Source organism: Neorhizobium sp. S3-V5DH, from assembly GCF_004343065.1.
Classification (GTDB): Bacteria; Pseudomonadota; Alphaproteobacteria; order Rhizobiales; family Rhizobiaceae; genus Neorhizobium; species Neorhizobium huautlense.
The window spans coordinates 247,147-262,890 of sequence record NZ_SMCL01000005.1 but is presented as its reverse complement, the minus strand read 5'-3'; the positions used below and the strand labels follow the sequence as shown (position 1 = coordinate 262,890).

The following is a 15,744-nucleotide window of genomic DNA, read 5'->3' as shown; positions in this document are numbered from 1 at the left end:
GTCAAAGTCTCCGCCCATCTTCCGCGAAGACGAAGGCCGCTTCGCTGGAAAGGTTCCAGCGGACGCAGTCGCCGAGCCTCACGTCATCGCGCACCGGCTGGATCGAACGCAGTACGGAACCATCGGCAAGTACGATGTCGTAAAGGTTTTCCCTCCCCTGCGTTTCCGCAAAAGCAACCTGACCCTCGATTGCCAAATCGCCGTTGGGACCGAAATGCTCGGGTCGGATACCGAGCGTCACAGCCCTGCCATCACCGATGTCGCGAAGCGACCTGAGCGGTAGTCTGAAATTGCCGTCGCCGGAGACGAATGCCCCGCCCAATGCGTTGCCTTTCAGGAAAGAAATCGGCGGATTTCCGAGGAAACCGGCGACGAAGGCCGTGCGCGGATTGTTGTACATCTCGGACGGCGTGGCGATCTGGACAATCTCGCCTTCCTTCATGATCGCGATACGGTCACACATGCTCATCGCCTCCACCTGATCATGGGTCACGAGAATGGCGGTAATGCGTGTCTCCTTCTGCAGACGGCGGATTTCCGAACGCATCTCAAGGCGCAATTTCGCATCCAGATTGGCAAGCGGTTCGTCGAGCAGCAGCACGTCCGGGCGACGGATAAGAGCACGAGCGAGCGCGACGCGCTGCTGTTGACCGCCGGAAAGCTGGGAGGGCCGTCGAGCGAGGAGATTGTCGATGTGGGCGAGTGCGGAAATTTCCGCGACCCGTCTTTTGATGTCGCTGGCGGGCAACCGCCGCACCGTCAGAGGAAATCCGATATTCTCCTCGACCGTCATGTGCGGATAAAGCGCATAGGATTGGAAGACCACGCCGACATTGCGCTCCTGGCTCGGCAGGTTGGTGACGTCCCTGTCGCCAAATACAATGCGGCCCGCAGTCGGCCTATGGATGCCGCAAATCGCAAACAGGGTCGTGGATTTGCCGCAACCGGAGGGGCCAAGCAACGCCAGCATTTCTCCGGAGCCCACTTCGAGGTCCATCGCCTCGATGACCTTGGTGCTTCCGAAACTTTTCGAGAATTTGTCGAGGAGAATACGCATCAGCCCTTGGTGCCTCCGCCGTAGATGTTCATGAGATGCTTCTGGAAAAAGACATAGAGAATGAGGACCGGAACGACATAGAACACGCCGACAGCCTTGAAAGTGGCGAAATCGAAGTTGTTGTCGTCCGCAATCAGGCTCGCCAGGTAGACCGATAGCACCTGCACCTGCGCCCCTGGCGCAAGCACCTGCGGCAGAATGAACTCGCTCCACCCCGTGAGAAATGAGAAGAGGCCGAGCGCCATGATTGCCGGCTTGATCTGCGGCAGGACGAGTCTCCGCCAGACGGTGAACCGCGAGGCTCCGTCGACAAGACCTGCCATCTCTATTTCCCATGGCACGGTGTCGTAGAAGCCCTTCATCAGCCAGATGCCGAGCGGCATGTCGATTGCCGCTTTCACCAGGATGACCCCGATCAGCGAATTATAGAGGCCGACATACTGAAGCACGATGAAGATCGAGATGATGAGCGTCACCGATGGAAAGGCATGCAACACCATGACCCCGGCCAGCAATAGGCCGCGCGCAGGCACATTCAGCCGCGACAGCACATAACCCGCCATAGAGGAGATGATCAGGATCACCGCCGTGATGCTGGCTGCAAAAATGAAGGTGTTGAGGGTAACGAGCCAGATGCTGGCTTTGCCCGGTCGGGTCTCCCAGAGGAAGCGCCAGTGTTCGAGCGTCAGCTCATTCGGGATCAGCGAACCCGCCTCCGAATTGCTGATCGTATCGATGAAGAGATAGGCATACATCAACACCAGCGGCAGGCTGACCAGCGTCAGCAGGAAGATGACCGGCACGCTTGAGAAATTCACGGAAGTCTGAGTCTTATCGGCCATCATCAATCCTCGATCCACGGCTTGGAGATCAGAGTGTCGTAACGAAAGATGCGCAGGTAAATCAGCGACAGGACGATCCCGATAACCACCAGCACCAGCGCGAGGGCGGCGCCCAGGCCGTATTCCAGATTGCCGGTATAGTTGTTGAGCGCGGTATGGTAGGCGGCGAGCGACCAGACCTCGGTCGCCCGCCCCGGCCCGCCGCGGGTCGAAAGGAGGATTTCGTTGAAGGAGGCAAGCAGCGAAAGTGTCTGGTAGCAGGTGACGAACAGGATCGGCCAGCGCAGTTGCGGCAGGATGATGTAGCGGATCTGCTGCCACCGGCTGGCGCCATCCACCTCGCTTGCATGGAAATGCGTTTGAGGGATCGCCTTGATTGCCGAGGAAAAGACCAGCATTCCCATCGATGCGCCGATGAAGCCGTTGATCAGGATCACGAAGAACCAGGCGTTGTAGGCATTGTCGAGCAGATAGTTCTTCGGCGGGACCCCGAACTGGCCCAGAAACATGGAAATAAAACCATTGTCCCAGGTCAGCCATTTCCACATCAAGACATAGATGACCACCGGCGTGATGCGCGGCAGGAGCCAGACGGCGCGGAAGACGGAGGCGGTTGCAGGCGGCATATAGTGGGTCGTCACCGCCAGGAACAGCGCATAGCTCACGTTGAAGAGCATAAGCGTTACCCCGACATAGAAGGCGGTATTGAAAAATATCTTCGCCATGTCCGGCGAGCTGGCGATGACCCTGAAATTGTCCGTTGTCCAGACCCAGCCGGTATAGGTTTCTCGCGCGACCTTGTCCTGCTCCTCCGGCGTCAGCGTGAAGCCCAGCTTTTCCAGGCTGCCGATCAGTGCGTCGCGCGTCTCGAACCGGGTATTGAGGACCGAGCGGTTGAAAAGATCGGAAATCTGCTTCACCTCGCGGGTGGAAGGACGGTCCTTGAGCGTCTTTATGACCCGTTCCGCGTCGCGACGGGAGGCGAAAACCTGGCCGACATGCCCGTCCCTCAGTTCAACGGCATAACCCGGCTTCAGCTTCAACGCCTCCAACGCCGCCAATCCCTCGTCGTCTATGACAAAACGCGGCTCCGCTATGCCTGCTGCAAGCTCCGGCAAATCAACCTTGAGCCGGTTCACCGCGCCTTGGGTGACCTGATAGACGCCGCCGGAAATGCCGGTCGCGGTACTCATGTTGGTCATGGCGAAGATGCCGGTCAGGATTGCCGGCACGAGGTAGAACAGGAAGATCATGATTGCAGCAGGCGCGATCATGATTATGCCGAGCGTTTGCGATGTTCGCATGGAGAAACCTTGGGAAGAAAGGCGGGCGGCGGAGTGAAGCCGCCCGCAGTCCTGAGGGTTTTGATCAGCGGATGACGATGGCGCCGCCGAGCGTCGACTTCAGTTCGGCTTCGGCATCGTTGACTGCGGCATCGGCGGTCTTGGCGCCGGTCCAGGTCGCTTCCATATTCTTCCACATGATCGTCCAGTATTTGCCGAAATCCGCATTGTTCGGCATCGCATTGGCATGGGGCAGAAGACGCTCGGTAGCCTCCGAGGCCCAGCGGTTCCCGGAGTAGAGGTCGACCTTGGTCTCGGATGGAGAGATGCCGAGATGCGCCGACTTGATGGCATGCAGCGCATTGATGCGCGGCTCGGACGCGATCTTGACGAGATCGGCCGCGATCTGCGTCGTCTCCTGATCGTGACCGGCCATCAGGAGATAGGTCAAAGGATGGGTGAGAGTATTCGCCTTGCCGCCTTCGCCGGCCGGGATCAGCGTGAACTGGACGTTGTCAAAGAAATCCTTGAGCCCTTCCTGGTTCACCAGTCGTGCATAATGCCAGGTGCCGCCGTGCCAGATTCCCGCCTTGCCGGTGGCCACTTCCTTCCACCACTGGTCGCCGGGCATGCCGATGTGGTTCTTCTTGGTGACACCTGCTGCAACGAGGTCGGCGAAAAACTGATAGGTGCGCTTCATCGCGGCCTTGTCGAAGACAAGCTTGCCTTCTTCTTCCATGACGCCGCCGAAAGAGGTGTAGAACTGCCAATAGTCAGGGCCGTTATTGGTGCGCGGATAGAAGCCGTAGCCGGCCTGGACAAGACCCTTGTCCTGCATCTTCTTGGCATCTTCGAGGACGTTTTTCAGCGTATATTCGCCCTTCTCGACCTTTGCCGGCAGAGCTTCGAGATCAGCATCCGTATAGCCGATCGCCTTCATGTAAGGCTTCCAGAAGAAGAAGGGGCGGGATTCGGCGTCCTGCGGGATGCCGTAAACCGTGCCATTGAAGGAGGCGATCTCCATGAGGTTTGGGTAGATATCGCTGATCGGCCACGCATCGAGGTCGATATAATCCTCGGCCGGAACGATAAGACCCGCCTGAGCCCAGGGACCGATATCCTCATGGCCGGTCGCAACGATGTTCGGAGCCTTCTTGGCTTCTGCGGCAAGCGTCAGCGCCTGCTTGAAATCTTCCCAGCCGGAATAGGGCGTCTTCTGCACGATGATGTTGAGCTGTTCACCGCGGACTGCGGCTTCGCGCTCGAGAATGTCTGCGGCAATTTCGATCGCATCGACGCGGTAGTTGTCATTCGGACCGGAACCACCCGACCAGACGGAAATGCTGACATCTTTGGCGGAGGCAAAGACGGCGGTCGAGGTGAGAAGAACGGCGGCGAGCGCGGCGGATTTCAATATCGGAAGAACAGTCATGGTTTAACTCCCCGAAGAGCGAAAATGGCTGCTTCCGGACACCGGCAGGCACTGACCTCGTGCGGCGGAAGCGCTGAATTCATGATCAACGAGAGCGGTTTAGTGGGCCTCCATAACACCCGAATGACAAAATGTACGCGTGTGCAAAATTTTGGCGGCGATCCTCCAGCTGCTGCCGATCAGCGTTCCAGCGCAACTGTCTTCATCACCGCAAAGACTGGTTCTTCGAGTTTCAAGGAAAGCCGTTCGGCCGAAAGCGCGGTGATGCGGGCGAGTACAAAGTCGTCGCCGCAACGGATACGCACGCGCACCATGCCCTCGCCATCGGCCTCGATCGCAGCGACGCGACCCTCGACGATGTTAAGGGCGCTCAGGCCCTCCGGCCGCTTTGTCGCAACCATCACATCCCGTTCCGGGATATGCAGTCTGACCATTGCCCCAACCTCCACCTGCGCGGTCGGAACGATCAGCCGAAAAGTTGAAAGCCTTATCGTCGCCAGGTGGTGGACGGCGTCGATCGTCTCGACGGCGCCCGAAAGTACCACCCCGGCCTCCCGACGGTCCGACGATAGGAAGGAAAAGCCGCCCAAGATCTCCGAAGTGGTTCCAACCGCCTCCACCCGGCCATTTTGCATCATTACCACCTGGTCGGCCAGGCGCGCCACTTCCGCGGTCGAATGACTGACATAGACGATCGGTGTCGACGTTTCGTCCCGCAACCTCTCCAGATAGGGAAGTATCTCTGCTTTGCGTGGGTCGTCCAGGGAGGCAAGCGGCTCGTCCATCAGGAGCAATCGTGGTCCGGCAAACAAAGCCCGCCCGATCGCCACGCGCTGCTTTTCGCCACCGGAGAGTGTTGCGGGCCGGCGATCCAACAATCCGCCGATACCGAGAAGATCGATGATGTGCCGGAAGTCGCGAACGCGCGCAGACTTCGGCGCAAACCACCGTCCATAGTTGAGATTCTGGCGGACGGTCAGATGCGGGAAAAGCCGACCTTCCTGGAAAACATAGCCGAAGTGACGTCGATGCGCCGGCACGAATATGCCTCTTTCGGTATCGAGCAGCACCTGTTCATCGATCCGAAGGCTTCCCCGTTGCGGCTTGGAAAGCCCGGCAATCACCCGGATCAGAGAAGTCTTTCCTGAACCCGACGGCCCAAACAGCGCCGTCACGCCACGTCTGGATGCGAAGCGGGCGTCAAGCACGAAACCGCCCAGCGTCTGGCGCACATCTACAACCAGCGTCATTCGACCTGCACTCTTTTGCCGACCAGATAGGCCATGAATTCGGAAGCAAGCAGAGCGGCGGAAGAAATCGCGATCGCCACGATCGTCAGCCGCATGGCCCCCGCGTCACCGCCGGGCACCTGGGTAAAGGTGTAAATTGCTGCGGATAGGGTTTGCGTTTCGCCGGGAATGTTGGACACGAAGGTGATCGTCGCACCAAATTCGCCCATGGCCTTGGCGAAAGCAAGGATCATGCCGGCGATAATGCCGGGAAGGATCAGCGGCAGGGTGACGGTCATGAATACCCAGGCCGGGCTGGCGCCGAGCGTCCTGGCCGCCTCTTCCAGCTTACGGTCCACCGCTTCGACGGACAGGCGTATGGACCGCACCATCAGCGGGAATCCCATCACGCCGCAGGCAAGCGCCGCACCCGTCCATCGGAACGAAAAGACAATGCCGAGATATTCGTCCAGGAAGGCGCCTATGACCCCGCGTCGGCCGAAAAGGATAAGCAAGAGGAAACCGGTTACGACCGGAGGCAGGATGAGCGGCAGATGCACCAGGCCATTAAGAATCGATTTTCCCCAAAATCGGCCTCGGGCCAGCAGATAGGCGATCAGGATGCCGAAGGGCAGGCTGACGGTCATCGCGACGGCGGAAACCCACAGGCTCAGCCTGATCGCGGTCCATTCCTCGTCGCTCAATTGAAGCCAGTCCAAACGTCGATCCTACCCAGCACAATATATCACTTTGGATATATCGGGACGGCTTGGATGGCTAGGGTACTGCAGGAAAACTTCTCTTGTGATGCCGGCGGCGGGAGAGCTTTTGACTTCAAGCCAAGTCTCTCCCGGCGCCAGAAATATCAGCGCGCGGGCAATCCTGTCGTGCTGCCCGCGCAGGCTTGGGAAGTTCAAAGGCGGTTAGCGATTATCGCGGTTGGTTTTCTCGAAGATCGGTTGGCCGTGGTTGCGACCGTCGACGCGGATCTGATCGATGCTGCCGGTTCTCACGTTGTCGACCTTTGCAGAAACCTGGGTCTTGGCAGTGCCTTCGAAATAATCTCCTTCGGCAAGCGCGGAACCTGCAAAAGCGGTGGCGGCGATCATGGCCGAAACTACGGAGAGTGACGTCTTCATTGCTTTATTCCTTTCAGAGTGCATCCGCGGCTTAAGTTTGCGACCTGCCAGGCGGATGGGTATTCGGTATCTTGAATGAAATGCGCTCGGCTCAGGTACCGTCAGCGGTTGTCCCGGCTTGTCTGGCCGAAGATCGGCTGACGAGCGCCTTGGCTGTCGCCGTGGGACTGCTCGACACTGCTGGTCCTGATGTCGTCGACCGAAGAGTCGGCTCGGGCGGCGACCTGCGCCTTCGAGGTGCCGTTGTAATAATCGCCTTCAGCAGAAGCAGCGCCAGCAAATGAGGCCGAGGCGATCATGGCTGCAGCGACGGTGGAAATAATGCTTTTCATGGTCGTGTTCTCTTTCGGGCGGAGCCGTAAGAAATGGGCTCCGGGTTGGTCTTTCAAAGAAGCAGTCGCCTGCTTCTGGTCATGGAAATGGAGGTTGCGGCGCTCCTCCGGTAGGGCGTGATTTCCAAACGCAATGTTCGAGAATGGGGAACAAACGATCTCGGGCAGGCAGTCAACGCACCGAGCAACCGCCGAAGACGAACGAGAAACGGGCCTCAACAGGAGCCGTTTCCGTTCGTCCTTCCGAGGCGGCAATCACTTTAAAATGGTAAAGCCCTCTTTTTCGAAGAAGGGCGCAGCTTCGGCCGATTTGAGGAAATCAAGATAGGCGGACGTTTCTGCGGATTTCGCATTTGCAAGGATTGCGATCGGGTAGATGATCGGGGGGTGACTATCTTCCGGGAAGGTTCCGACGACCGTTACCCCCGGATCCGCAGCGGCGTCCGTCCGATACACGATGCCGTAGGGGGCTTCCCCACGCGAGACGAATGCCAGTGCGGCGCGTACACTTTCAGCACCTGCAATGCTCTTTTCCACCGCCGGCCAAACACCGAGCTTCTCGAGCGCAGCCTTGCCGTATTTTCCGGCCGGCACGGACGCCGGCGCCCCCATCGCCAGCCTGCCGCCGGAAAGAAGGCCGGCCAGATCGAAGCCGGGCCTGATATCGATCGGTCTTGCATTGTCGCTGGGAGCAACGAGGACGATCCGGTTGCCGAGCCAGTTGAACCTGCTGTCCTGCTTCACGAGCTTTCGTTCGGAAAGATAATTCATCCAGTCGATATCGGCCGAAATGAAGATATCGGCGGGAGCGCCGGCCTCGATCTGTTTGGCCAGCGCCGAGCTGGCAGCATAGGAAACGGTCACCGGCTTGCCGAAGGCCTTGTTGGCGTTGTCGAGGGCGTTTTTCATGCTGGCAGCTGCAAATACCGTCACCTTTTCCTGCGCCAGTGCCGGGCCGAGCATCCCGACCGCTGCCATGAAAACGCCTAGGGCGAAGGCGAACGAGATGTTCTTCCAGGAGCGGCGATCGGTGGTCATGAATGTCCCTCTTGAGTTAATCGAGATATCTCAGGGAATATATCGTCCCGCAATTTTTTGACCAGCGCTATATCCGTTGAGATATCTTGCGGCACCCTTCGCGGCTGGCATGGGAAACACTTTCTTAACCTCCGCGGGTCACCCGCGAATTTTGATGGATACGTCCAGGCCTCCAGTGCGTTAAATCGGCGGACAGAGAGGGACATTATGAACAGCATTCCTGCCTTATTGCTGGCTTTGGCCGCTCTCATCGTGATCGGATTCTACGTTTTTTCCTTTTTCAATATCCTCGCGGGATGATCCTTGCGCCGGTAAGTTTTGGCGTGGCCGGGAGTTGGTTCCCCTTCACCGACCCTTGTCTGCTCGTGCCTCAGATAATATGGTTTGATATCAAACTATCTTGCCGGTCTGGCTCCGTTACGTTAGTTTTGCGGCGGGAGGACGGCACGATGACAGAGAAGCTATCGGTAGAGCGGGCGGACGACGCGCGGGCATCGTCTAGGGACACCCAAGATCTCATATCCTCGATATTCCAAAACCGCATCGGCTATCACTTGCGCGTGGCGCAAGAGGCTTCGTTTCAGACTTTCGCGAAGGCGACCGGAAGGGCCGATCTGAAGCCCGGCTGGTATGCACTGCTGACTGTGCTGGCTCAGCGCGACAGCATGACGCCATCGGAACTCAGCCGTATCTGCGGCCGAGATCGCTCGACCCTCACGTCGACCCTGAAGGACCTTGCCGATCGGGGTTTGATCGAACGCCAGTCAAACCCGGATGACCAGCGTAGCTACAGTGTCAGGCTCACCGAGGATGGTCGCAGCATGCAGGAACGGCTCCAGGTAATTGCCGATGCGCATGACAGGCTTCTCGAGGAGATTGCCGGTGAAGACAAGAAGGTTTTCCTATCTGTGCTTGCGAGGCTCAGTGCGGTCCTGAGCTGAAGCCCGACGTTCGCCTACCGTCCGAGCGACCGGATATTGGCGGCAAGCTCCGCCGCAAGACGCAAGGCGGTCCCTGTTGCCATCACGAGCGGCGGCAGGACCAGCCATTCCAGTGTCCATGCAGCACCCGACCGCTCCTGCTCGTGAACCATCGATTGCTGCAGGGCGGAAATCTGCACGGCATTGAACCGGGCAAGGGCAACCAACACTTCGGCAGCCACCGGATTCTGCTTGTGAGCCATGGCGGAGGAACCGCCTCCGCCGGCAAGCTCGATCTCGCCGCCCATTTGAGCAAGCAGCGCCACGTCCTGGCCGAACTTTCCAAGCGATCCGGAAATCATCGTCAGAATGCCGCCCAGTTCGACTACACGGTCCCGCTGGCTTTGCCACTGGGCGGCGTCGCCAAGCGAAAGCCTGAAAGCCAAGGTCTTGCGCACGAGCTCGGCCTTCTCGCCCAGTTTTTCCAGCGTGCCTGCTGCCCCGCCAAATTGCACCGCAAAGCCAGTGGTTGAGAAATTCTCCAGCCGCCGGCGATAGCGCGTCAGCGGCTCCCGCCATGCGCGGATACGATCAGCTACGGAGATGGGGATCGCTGCTTGCATGCGGGTACGGCCCATAAGAGACCGAGCGCCGAAGACCCGATCCATCTCTTCAAAAGCGTTTTCGATCGAAAAAAGGCGATCGTTGAACAGCCCGCAGAGCGGCTTCAATCTGAGAACCAGCGCAGTGTCGATAACGTCCTGACTGGTGGCACCGAAATGCACATATTGTGCCGCCTCGCCGCCGACTGCCTGGCGCAGTTGCCGCACGAGTTCGGGAACGACAACGCCGTCCAGCCCGGTTCCGGCGCGAAGCCTTTCCAGATCCGGCACGAATGTTTGACACGCTGCGCTGATTGTTTGCGCCGCGTGTGCGGGAATGACACCCGCGCTTTCTTCCGCGCCGGCCAGGGCATCTTCGAATGCCAGCATAGCCTTGATTTCGGCCTCGGCCGAAAACAGTCGTCCGGTCTCCTCGTCGCCGACAAGACCGGACAGGTAGGGGTGGTCGAAAGCCGAAAGGCTCATGCCGACTCCTGAAATTCTTCGTTTCTCAGATATCGAAGAAGATAGTTTCGTTTTCGCCTTGAAGATAGATATTGAACGTCACCACCGCCCCGTCACGCTTGCCGATCAGGGTGGGAACGCGAACCCGGTGCTCGATGCGCGACAGGATTGGGTCCGCCGCATTGGCCTCGTCCTCGTCGGAGAAGTACATGCGGGTGTTGAGGCCGAGATTGATGCCGCGGGCGACAATCCAGAAATTGACATGCGGGGCCATCAGCCGGCCGTCCCGGAAGGGCACCTTTCCCGGCTTGATCGTCTCGAAGGCGAATTCGCCGGTCGCCATGTCGCCGGGCTGGCGAGCCCAGCCGAAGAAGTTCGGATCGGCCTTGCCACGGGTTTCCGAGGGGCTGTTGTAGAAGCCGTCCGCGTCGGCCTGCCAGATCTCGATCAGCGCGTCCTTGAGCGGCGTGCCTACGCCGTCATAGACGAAACCGCGAATGGTGATGCGCTCGCCGCGGGTCTTGTCGTTGACCAGCGAACCGGAGCCCAGATCCTCGGGATAAACGCCGGTGATGCCTGAAAAATTCGGCGTGCAGCCGATATGGACATAGGGACCCGCCGTCTGGGAGGCCGATTCCTTGAAGTAAGTGAGCGGCTGAACCATGGATCAGTTACCTTCCTTGCGGTTCTCGAAAAAGGTCGAGCGGCGGCCGCGCAAGATGATGTCGAATTTATAGGCCCGCATGTCGTGCGGGATGGTGTTTTGCATGTCGAGAGCGGCAATCAGGCCCTTGATGGCGTTCTCGTCCGGAATGGTTTTGACGATGGGACAGATCCAGACCATCGGATCGCCTTCGAAATACATCTGGGTGATCAGGCGCTGCGCGAAGCCATGGCCGAAGACCGAGAAGTGGATATGCGCCGGGCGCCAATCGTTGACGCCGTTCGGCCACGGATAGGGGCCGGGCTTGATGGTCTTGAAGAAATAACCGCCTTTCTCGTCGGTGATGGCGCGGCCGAAACCGCCGAAATTCGGGTCGAGGGGCGCGAGATAAGTTTCCTTCTTATGGCGGTAGCGGCCACCGGCATTGGCCTGCCAGAACTCCACCAGCGCTCCCGGGATACCGACGCCGCGCTCGTCCAGCACGCGGCCGTGGACGAGGATGCGTTCGCCGATCGCCATCTCGCCGGGCTTGGCATAGTTGACGATCAGGTCGTTGTCGAATTCGCCGAGAATGTTATGGCCGAAGACCGGGCCGGTAATCTCGCTCTTGGTGCCTTCAAGCGAAATCAGCGCGCGCTGCGGCGAGCGGAGCACCGAAGTCTTGTAACCGGGCGTGAATGCCGGCGGGTGCCAGGCCCTGTCGCGAGCAAAGAAGGGTGTGGTTTCGGGTGGCATATTTTTCATCTTACCTCCTCCGCGGCCTTTTCCGCGTCCATTTCGGCGTAGGTCGCCTTGGCCACCTTGAACGCATGATTGGCGGCCGGAACCCCGGCGTAGATTGCCACATGCATCAGGGCCTCGCAGATATCGTCTCTCGTCGCACCGGTATTGGCGGTGGCACGAATGTGCATTGCGACCTCTTCATAATGGCCAAGCGCGGCAAGCAACGCGATCGTCACCATGGAACGTTCGCGCCTGGTCCAGTTCGGGCGGGACCAGAGCGTACCCCAGGCGCTTTCGGTTATGAGTTGCTGGAACGGCTGATCGAACGGCGTCTGGTTCGCCTGTGCACGGTCCACATGGGCGTCGCCGAGTACCGAACGGCGAACCTTAAGACCATCGGCATAGCGGTCGGATGGCGCTTGAGCTTCGGCCATGTCTATTCCTCTTCCAATTCTTCGATGAAGCCGCGGATCAGGGCGGCGTAGGCGGCTGGAGCCTCCACGCATGGGATATGCGCCGCGCCTTCGATGACCTCGTAACGCGAGCCGGGTATGAGATCGGAAAGAGATTTCACCACGTCAGGCGGCGTGGAACCATCCTCGCGGCCAACGATGCAAAGCGTCGGCACGGCGATTTCCTTTGCCGCAGCGGTGAAGTCCGCATCGCGGATTGCCGCGCAGGTACCGCTGTAGCCGCTCACGGGCTGACGCACGAGCATATTGCAATATGCTTGGTATGCCGCGTTTTCCGGCCTGCGGAAGCCTTCGGTAAACCATCGCTGCATGATGGCCTCCAGAATGCTGCCGATTCCGTTTTCTTCCACCGCCGCAATGCGCGCCGCCCATATCTCGTTCGTGCCGATCTTGTGGGCCGTGTTGGAAAGCACAAGCGCCTTTACCAAATCCGGCCGGCTCTCATACAAACCCTGAGCAATCAACCCGCCGACGGACAAGCCGCAGACGATGACGCGAGACAGCGCCAGATGATCCAGCAGGCCGGCGAGATCGGAGACGTGATCCTCGATTGAATAGGGCGGGCTTCCAAGGCCGGACAGGCCGTGGCCGCGCTTGTCGTAAGTCAGGATTGTATAATCCTCGGCAAGCTTCGGCAGTACCTGATGCCAGATGCGGCTATCGGTTCCGAGCGAATTGATGAAGACGATAGCGGGCCGGCCGTCATCCGCACGGCGGATGTCATAATGGATCACGATATCGTTAATGTGCACAAACTGCATCCGCGCCTCCTCTCGCATTGGTAGATTGCACTAGTTTCTGGTTAGGTAAAATGATATTTTCAGCATGTTCTCCTAACCCAAAGGTTATTTGATCTTGATCAATTCTCGAGTCAAGTTTCGACACTTGCATACATTTGTCGAAGTCGCGCGTCAGAAAAGCGTCGTAAGAGCTGCCGAAATACTCCACGTGAGTCAGCCGGCTGTGACAAAGACCATCCGCGAACTAGAAGATGCCTTGGGCGTTTCGGTATTCGAGCGCGAAGGGAGGGGCATCCGCATTACCCGCTACGGGGAAGTGTTCCTGCGCCATGCCGGCGCCGCGCTGACGGCGCTGCGGCAAGGCATCGACTCCGTGTCGCAGGAGCTCTTCGATTCCGCTCCTCCCGTGAGGATCGGCGCTCTGCCGACCGTATCGACCCGGATCATGCCGCGCGCCATGGGGTTGTTTCTGGCCGAGAAGACCGGGAGCCGCGTCAAGATCGTAACCGGGGATAATGCGGTGCTGATGGAGCAGCTCAGGGTCGGCGATCTCGACCTCGTCGTCGGCCGGCTGGCTTCCCCGGAGAAGATGACCGGCCTTTCCTTCGAACACCTTTATTCCGAACAGGTGGTCTTTGCGGTCCGGTGCGGCCATCCGCTGCTGGAAAGCAAGCAGTCGGCTTTCGAGGGGTTATCCGACTATCCGGTGCTGATGCCCTCGCGTGGCTCGATTATCCGGCCGTCGGTGGAGCAATTCCTTATCGCCAACGGCGTCGCAAGTCTGCCGACCCAGGTGGAGACGGTTTCGGATGCCTTTGGACGCGCTTTCGTCAAATCGAGCGATGCAATATGGATCATTTCGGCCGGTGTCGTTGCCGCAGAGATTTCGGACGGCAGTTTGGCAGCGCTGCCGATCGACACCACCGAAACCCGGGGGCCTGTCGGCCTGACCATGCGGGTCGACGCAGAAACCTCAACCCCGCTTGCCATTCTGATGCAGACCATTCGGCAATCCGCTGCCGAGATCATGCCTGCCCGGTAATCAGCTAGCCCGCAACTCCGGAAACTTGTTGCGCAGCTCCTCCATCGAACCGACCACGGCGTCATCGGCGCGCAGTGTCACCGATATGTTGTCGGCAACGTTCAATGTCTCTTCGAAATGCACCGGAATGCGGTTTCCATCCTGCCGCACCAGGGTGGCTTCCTTGCGGAACCCGTTTTTCAGCAGCCAATCGCGGGGCGCCGTGAGGCTGACGGCGACGTGAAAGGCTCCATCGTCCTCCTTGCGAGCCTTGAGCTTATAGGTGACAGCCGATCGACTGCCGCCGATGTCGATTTGCCCCGGATAGCCCGCTTCCTTGATATGTTCGGTCATTTGTCACTCCTTCCATGCGGCGAATCCTAGGGACAACCGAGTGCCGCTCGGTTTGTTCCCGCGCTACGCGGTAGCGGGCGATCAAGCCCGGTTGACGGTCGTCAGCCGCCGTGATCGAAAGATGCCGGACTTCGAGGAGTGAGAAATGGAAGACAGGAACTTTCTGGCGGCGCTGTTCCACGCCGCCGTCAATGCCGCCGATCCGCTGACCGGCATCAGGAACCATCTTCCCTCCCCGCCAAATGGCGGACGCACGGTTGTAATCGGCGCAGGCAAGGGAGCCGCGCAGATGGCGGCAGCCCTTGAAAGCGTCTGGCAGGGGCCACTCTCGGGCCTGGTCGTGACGCGCTATGGCTACGGCTGCCGCACAAATTCGATCGAGATCCTGGAAGCCTCCCATCCGGTGCCTGACGCCGCCGGGCTTGCCGGTGCAAAACGCCTGATGCAGGCAATCAGCGATCTCAACGAGCGGGATCTTGTCATTGCGCTGATCTGCGGCGGGGGCTCGGCTCTCTTGCCCGCTCCGCCGGAGGGCCTGACGCTCGACGACGAGATCGCGCTTAATGAGGTCTTGCTTGCCTCCGGTGCGCCGATCTCGGCGATGAACGTGGTTCGCAAGCATCTTTCGACCATCAAAGGCGGACGTTTGGCCGCCGCCACCAAGGCGCGCGTCGTCAGTCTTATCGTTTCGGACATTCCAGGGGACAATCCAGCATTTGTTGCCTCCGGCCCGACCATACCCGACGACACGACCAGGCATGACGCTCTCGCCATCATCGAGCAGTACAGGCTGGATTTGCCCGATGCGATGCTTGCGCATTTAAATTCCTCTGCGGCCGACGCGCCAACACCCGACGATCCCGTCTTCTCCCGCCACGAGCATTTCGTCATCGCCTCCGCCGGCGTCTCGCTCGAAGCCGCAGCGGAAGTAGCCCGCGCAAATGGGGTTACCCCCCATATCCTCTCCGACTCCATTGAAGGTGAAGCCAGGGATGTGGCACTGGTTCACGCGGCCCTGGCCCGCGAGGTGGCCTTGCGTGACAGACCCTTCTCAAAGCCGGCCGTCCTGCTATCGGGCGGCGAGACAACCGTTTCGTTGCGTGCAAAAGGCGGCCGAGGCGGACGCAACGGTGAGTTCGCGCTGGCTCTTGGGCTCGCAATCGATGGTCACCGGATCACCGCGCTTGCAGCGGATACGGACGGTATTGACGGTTCTGAAAACAATGCCGGCGCCTTTGCCGATGGCACGACGGCAAGACGGCTACGTGGAGCGGGCCTGGACGCCAGGAAGCTCCTTGACGCCAATGACAGCTTCACCGGCTTCTCGGCGATCGGAGACGTCTTTCAGACGGGGCCGACCGGCACGAATGTCAATGACTTCCGAGCCATCCTGATAAGGTAGAACAACCCGGCCAAGTCCTGCCGAAGTT

General features: G+C 59.4%; 18 protein-coding genes. 3 read left to right on the top strand and 15 right to left on the bottom strand.

Annotated elements, in window-relative coordinates; genetic code table 11:
• Position 1: 1 nt before the first annotated feature.
• The 9 genes from EDE09_RS11120 to modA all read right to left on the bottom strand — a co-directional run bounded on the left by EDE09_RS11120 (position 2) and on the right by modA (position 8,352).
• Positions 2-1,057, bottom strand: a complete 1,056-nt coding sequence (locus tag EDE09_RS11120; protein WP_112797935.1) for an ABC transporter ATP-binding protein — start codon at positions 1,055-1,057, stop codon at positions 2-4.
• Complete coding sequence (locus EDE09_RS11115) at positions 1,057-1,899, bottom strand: carbohydrate ABC transporter permease (RefSeq protein WP_112797933.1); 843 nt, start codon at positions 1,897-1,899, stop codon at positions 1,057-1,059. The genes EDE09_RS11120 and EDE09_RS11115 overlap by 1 nt, the downstream gene beginning before the upstream one ends.
• 2 nt (positions 1,900-1,901) lie before the next feature.
• On the bottom strand, positions 1,902-3,203 hold the full coding sequence (locus tag EDE09_RS11110) for a sugar ABC transporter permease (RefSeq protein WP_112797931.1): 1,302 nt from the start codon (positions 3,201-3,203) through the stop codon (positions 1,902-1,904).
• A 64-nt stretch (positions 3,204-3,267) separates the two neighbouring features.
• Complete coding sequence (locus EDE09_RS11105; RefSeq protein ID WP_112797929.1) at positions 3,268-4,614, bottom strand: extracellular solute-binding protein; 1,347 nt, start codon at positions 4,612-4,614, stop codon at positions 3,268-3,270.
• 179 nt (positions 4,615-4,793) lie between these two features.
• Positions 4,794-5,864, bottom strand: a complete 1,071-nt coding sequence (gene modC, locus EDE09_RS11100; RefSeq protein ID WP_112797927.1) for a molybdenum ABC transporter ATP-binding protein — start codon at positions 5,862-5,864, stop codon at positions 4,794-4,796.
• Complete coding sequence (gene modB, locus EDE09_RS11095) at positions 5,861-6,562, bottom strand: molybdate ABC transporter permease subunit (RefSeq protein ID WP_112797925.1); 702 nt, start codon at positions 6,560-6,562, stop codon at positions 5,861-5,863. The genes modC and modB overlap by 4 nt, the downstream gene beginning before the upstream one ends.
• 204 nt (positions 6,563-6,766) lie before the next feature.
• Positions 6,767-6,982, bottom strand: a complete 216-nt coding sequence (locus tag EDE09_RS11090) for a hypothetical protein (RefSeq protein WP_132410405.1) — start codon at positions 6,980-6,982, stop codon at positions 6,767-6,769.
• Between the two features lie 101 nt (positions 6,983-7,083).
• Positions 7,084-7,314, bottom strand: a complete 231-nt coding sequence (locus tag EDE09_RS11085) for a hypothetical protein (protein WP_105371099.1) — start codon at positions 7,312-7,314, stop codon at positions 7,084-7,086.
• A 255-nt stretch (positions 7,315-7,569) separates the two neighbouring features.
• The gene (gene modA, locus EDE09_RS11080; RefSeq protein ID WP_132410403.1) at positions 7,570-8,352 is read right to left on the bottom strand and encodes a molybdate ABC transporter substrate-binding protein; all 783 of its coding nucleotides are present in this window, start codon (positions 8,350-8,352) and stop codon (positions 7,570-7,572) included.
• A 449-nt stretch (positions 8,353-8,801) separates the two neighbouring features.
• Between modA and EDE09_RS11075 the strand changes: the two genes are divergently transcribed.
• Positions 8,802-9,293: a MarR family transcriptional regulator gene (locus EDE09_RS11075; RefSeq protein ID WP_112797885.1), complete on the top strand. Its 492-nt coding sequence runs from the start codon at positions 8,802-8,804 to the stop codon at positions 9,291-9,293.
• Positions 9,294-9,307: 14 nt separating this feature from the next.
• Here the strand turns inward: EDE09_RS11075 and EDE09_RS11070 are convergent, their stop codons facing one another.
• Genes EDE09_RS11070 through pcaD form a run of 5 tightly spaced genes read right to left on the bottom strand, consistent with a single transcriptional unit; the run spans position 9,308 to position 12,960 of the window.
• Positions 9,308-10,360 carry a 3-carboxy-cis,cis-muconate cycloisomerase gene (locus EDE09_RS11070; RefSeq protein WP_112797883.1) on the bottom strand — a complete coding sequence of 351 codons (1,053 nt, stop codon included), beginning with the start codon at positions 10,358-10,360 and terminating at the stop codon, positions 9,308-9,310.
• Between the two features lie 25 nt (positions 10,361-10,385).
• A complete protein-coding gene (pcaG, locus tag EDE09_RS11065; protein WP_112797881.1) occupies positions 10,386-11,003 on the bottom strand; it encodes a protocatechuate 3,4-dioxygenase subunit alpha in 618 nt (205 codons plus the stop codon).
• Positions 11,004-11,006: 3 nt separating this feature from the next.
• Positions 11,007-11,747, bottom strand: a complete 741-nt coding sequence (gene pcaH / locus EDE09_RS11060; RefSeq protein ID WP_132410399.1) for a protocatechuate 3,4-dioxygenase subunit beta — start codon at positions 11,745-11,747, stop codon at positions 11,007-11,009.
• The gene (gene pcaC, locus EDE09_RS11055) at positions 11,744-12,160 is read right to left on the bottom strand and encodes a 4-carboxymuconolactone decarboxylase (protein WP_105371105.1); all 417 of its coding nucleotides are present in this window, start codon (positions 12,158-12,160) and stop codon (positions 11,744-11,746) included. Before pcaC ends, pcaH begins: the two co-directional genes overlap by 4 nt.
• Positions 12,161-12,162: 2 nt before the next feature.
• Positions 12,163-12,960: a 3-oxoadipate enol-lactonase gene (pcaD, locus tag EDE09_RS11050; protein WP_132410397.1), complete on the bottom strand. Its 798-nt coding sequence runs from the start codon at positions 12,958-12,960 to the stop codon at positions 12,163-12,165.
• A 94-nt stretch (positions 12,961-13,054) separates the two neighbouring features.
• Here pcaD and pcaQ point away from each other — a divergent pair, with 94 nt between their 5' ends.
• On the top strand, positions 13,055-13,981 hold the full coding sequence (gene pcaQ / locus EDE09_RS11045) for a pca operon transcription factor PcaQ (protein ID WP_132410395.1): 927 nt from the start codon (positions 13,055-13,057) through the stop codon (positions 13,979-13,981).
• Here pcaQ and EDE09_RS11040 read toward each other — a convergent pair whose 3' ends face one another.
• Positions 13,982-14,314 carry a hypothetical protein gene (locus EDE09_RS11040; protein ID WP_105371107.1) on the bottom strand — a complete coding sequence of 111 codons (333 nt, stop codon included), beginning with the start codon at positions 14,312-14,314 and terminating at the stop codon, positions 13,982-13,984.
• 145 nt (positions 14,315-14,459) lie between these two features.
• Here EDE09_RS11040 and EDE09_RS11035 point away from each other — a divergent pair, with 145 nt between their 5' ends.
• Positions 14,460-15,716, top strand: a complete 1,257-nt coding sequence (locus EDE09_RS11035) for a glycerate kinase (RefSeq protein ID WP_132410393.1) — start codon at positions 14,460-14,462, stop codon at positions 15,714-15,716.
• The last annotated feature ends 28 nt before the right edge of the window (positions 15,717-15,744 follow it).

Bases quoted from the DNA above. Each gene is read 5' to 3' on its own strand.
- EDE09_RS11105 (WP_112797929.1), bottom strand. From the start codon at position 4,614: ATGACTGTTCTTCCGATATTGAAATCCGCCGCGCTCGCCGCCGTTCTT.
- EDE09_RS11040 (WP_105371107.1), bottom strand. From the start codon at position 14,314: ATGACCGAACATATCAAGGAAGCGGGCTATCCGGGGCAAATCGACATC.
- modA (WP_132410403.1), bottom strand. From the start codon at position 8,352: ATGACCACCGATCGCCGCTCCTGGAAGAACATCTCGTTCGCCTTCGCC.
- EDE09_RS11110 (WP_112797931.1), bottom strand. From the start codon at position 3,203: ATGCGAACATCGCAAACGCTCGGCATAATCATGATCGCGCCTGCTGCA.
- EDE09_RS11120 (WP_112797935.1), bottom strand. From the start codon at position 1,057: ATGCGTATTCTCCTCGACAAATTCTCGAAAAGTTTCGGAAGCACCAAG.
- EDE09_RS11090 (WP_132410405.1), bottom strand. From the start codon at position 6,982: ATGAAGACGTCACTCTCCGTAGTTTCGGCCATGATCGCCGCCACCGCT.
- EDE09_RS11085 (WP_105371099.1), bottom strand. From the start codon at position 7,314: ATGAAAAGCATTATTTCCACCGTCGCTGCAGCCATGATCGCCTCGGCC.
- EDE09_RS11075 (WP_112797885.1), top strand. From the start codon at position 8,802: ATGACAGAGAAGCTATCGGTAGAGCGGGCGGACGACGCGCGGGCATCG.
- EDE09_RS11070 (WP_112797883.1), bottom strand. From the start codon at position 10,360: ATGAGCCTTTCGGCTTTCGACCACCCCTACCTGTCCGGTCTTGTCGGC.
- modC (WP_112797927.1), bottom strand. From the start codon at position 5,864: ATGACGCTGGTTGTAGATGTGCGCCAGACGCTGGGCGGTTTCGTGCTT.
- pcaD (WP_132410397.1), bottom strand. From the start codon at position 12,960: ATGCAGTTTGTGCACATTAACGATATCGTGATCCATTATGACATCCGC.
- EDE09_RS11035 (WP_132410393.1), top strand. From the start codon at position 14,460: ATGGAAGACAGGAACTTTCTGGCGGCGCTGTTCCACGCCGCCGTCAAT.
- pcaG (WP_112797881.1), bottom strand. From the start codon at position 11,003: ATGGTTCAGCCGCTCACTTACTTCAAGGAATCGGCCTCCCAGACGGCG.
- EDE09_RS11115 (WP_112797933.1), bottom strand. From the start codon at position 1,899: ATGGCCGATAAGACTCAGACTTCCGTGAATTTCTCAAGCGTGCCGGTC.
- pcaC (WP_105371105.1), bottom strand. From the start codon at position 12,160: ATGGCCGAAGCTCAAGCGCCATCCGACCGCTATGCCGATGGTCTTAAG.
- pcaH (WP_132410399.1), bottom strand. From the start codon at position 11,747: ATGAAAAATATGCCACCCGAAACCACACCCTTCTTTGCTCGCGACAGG.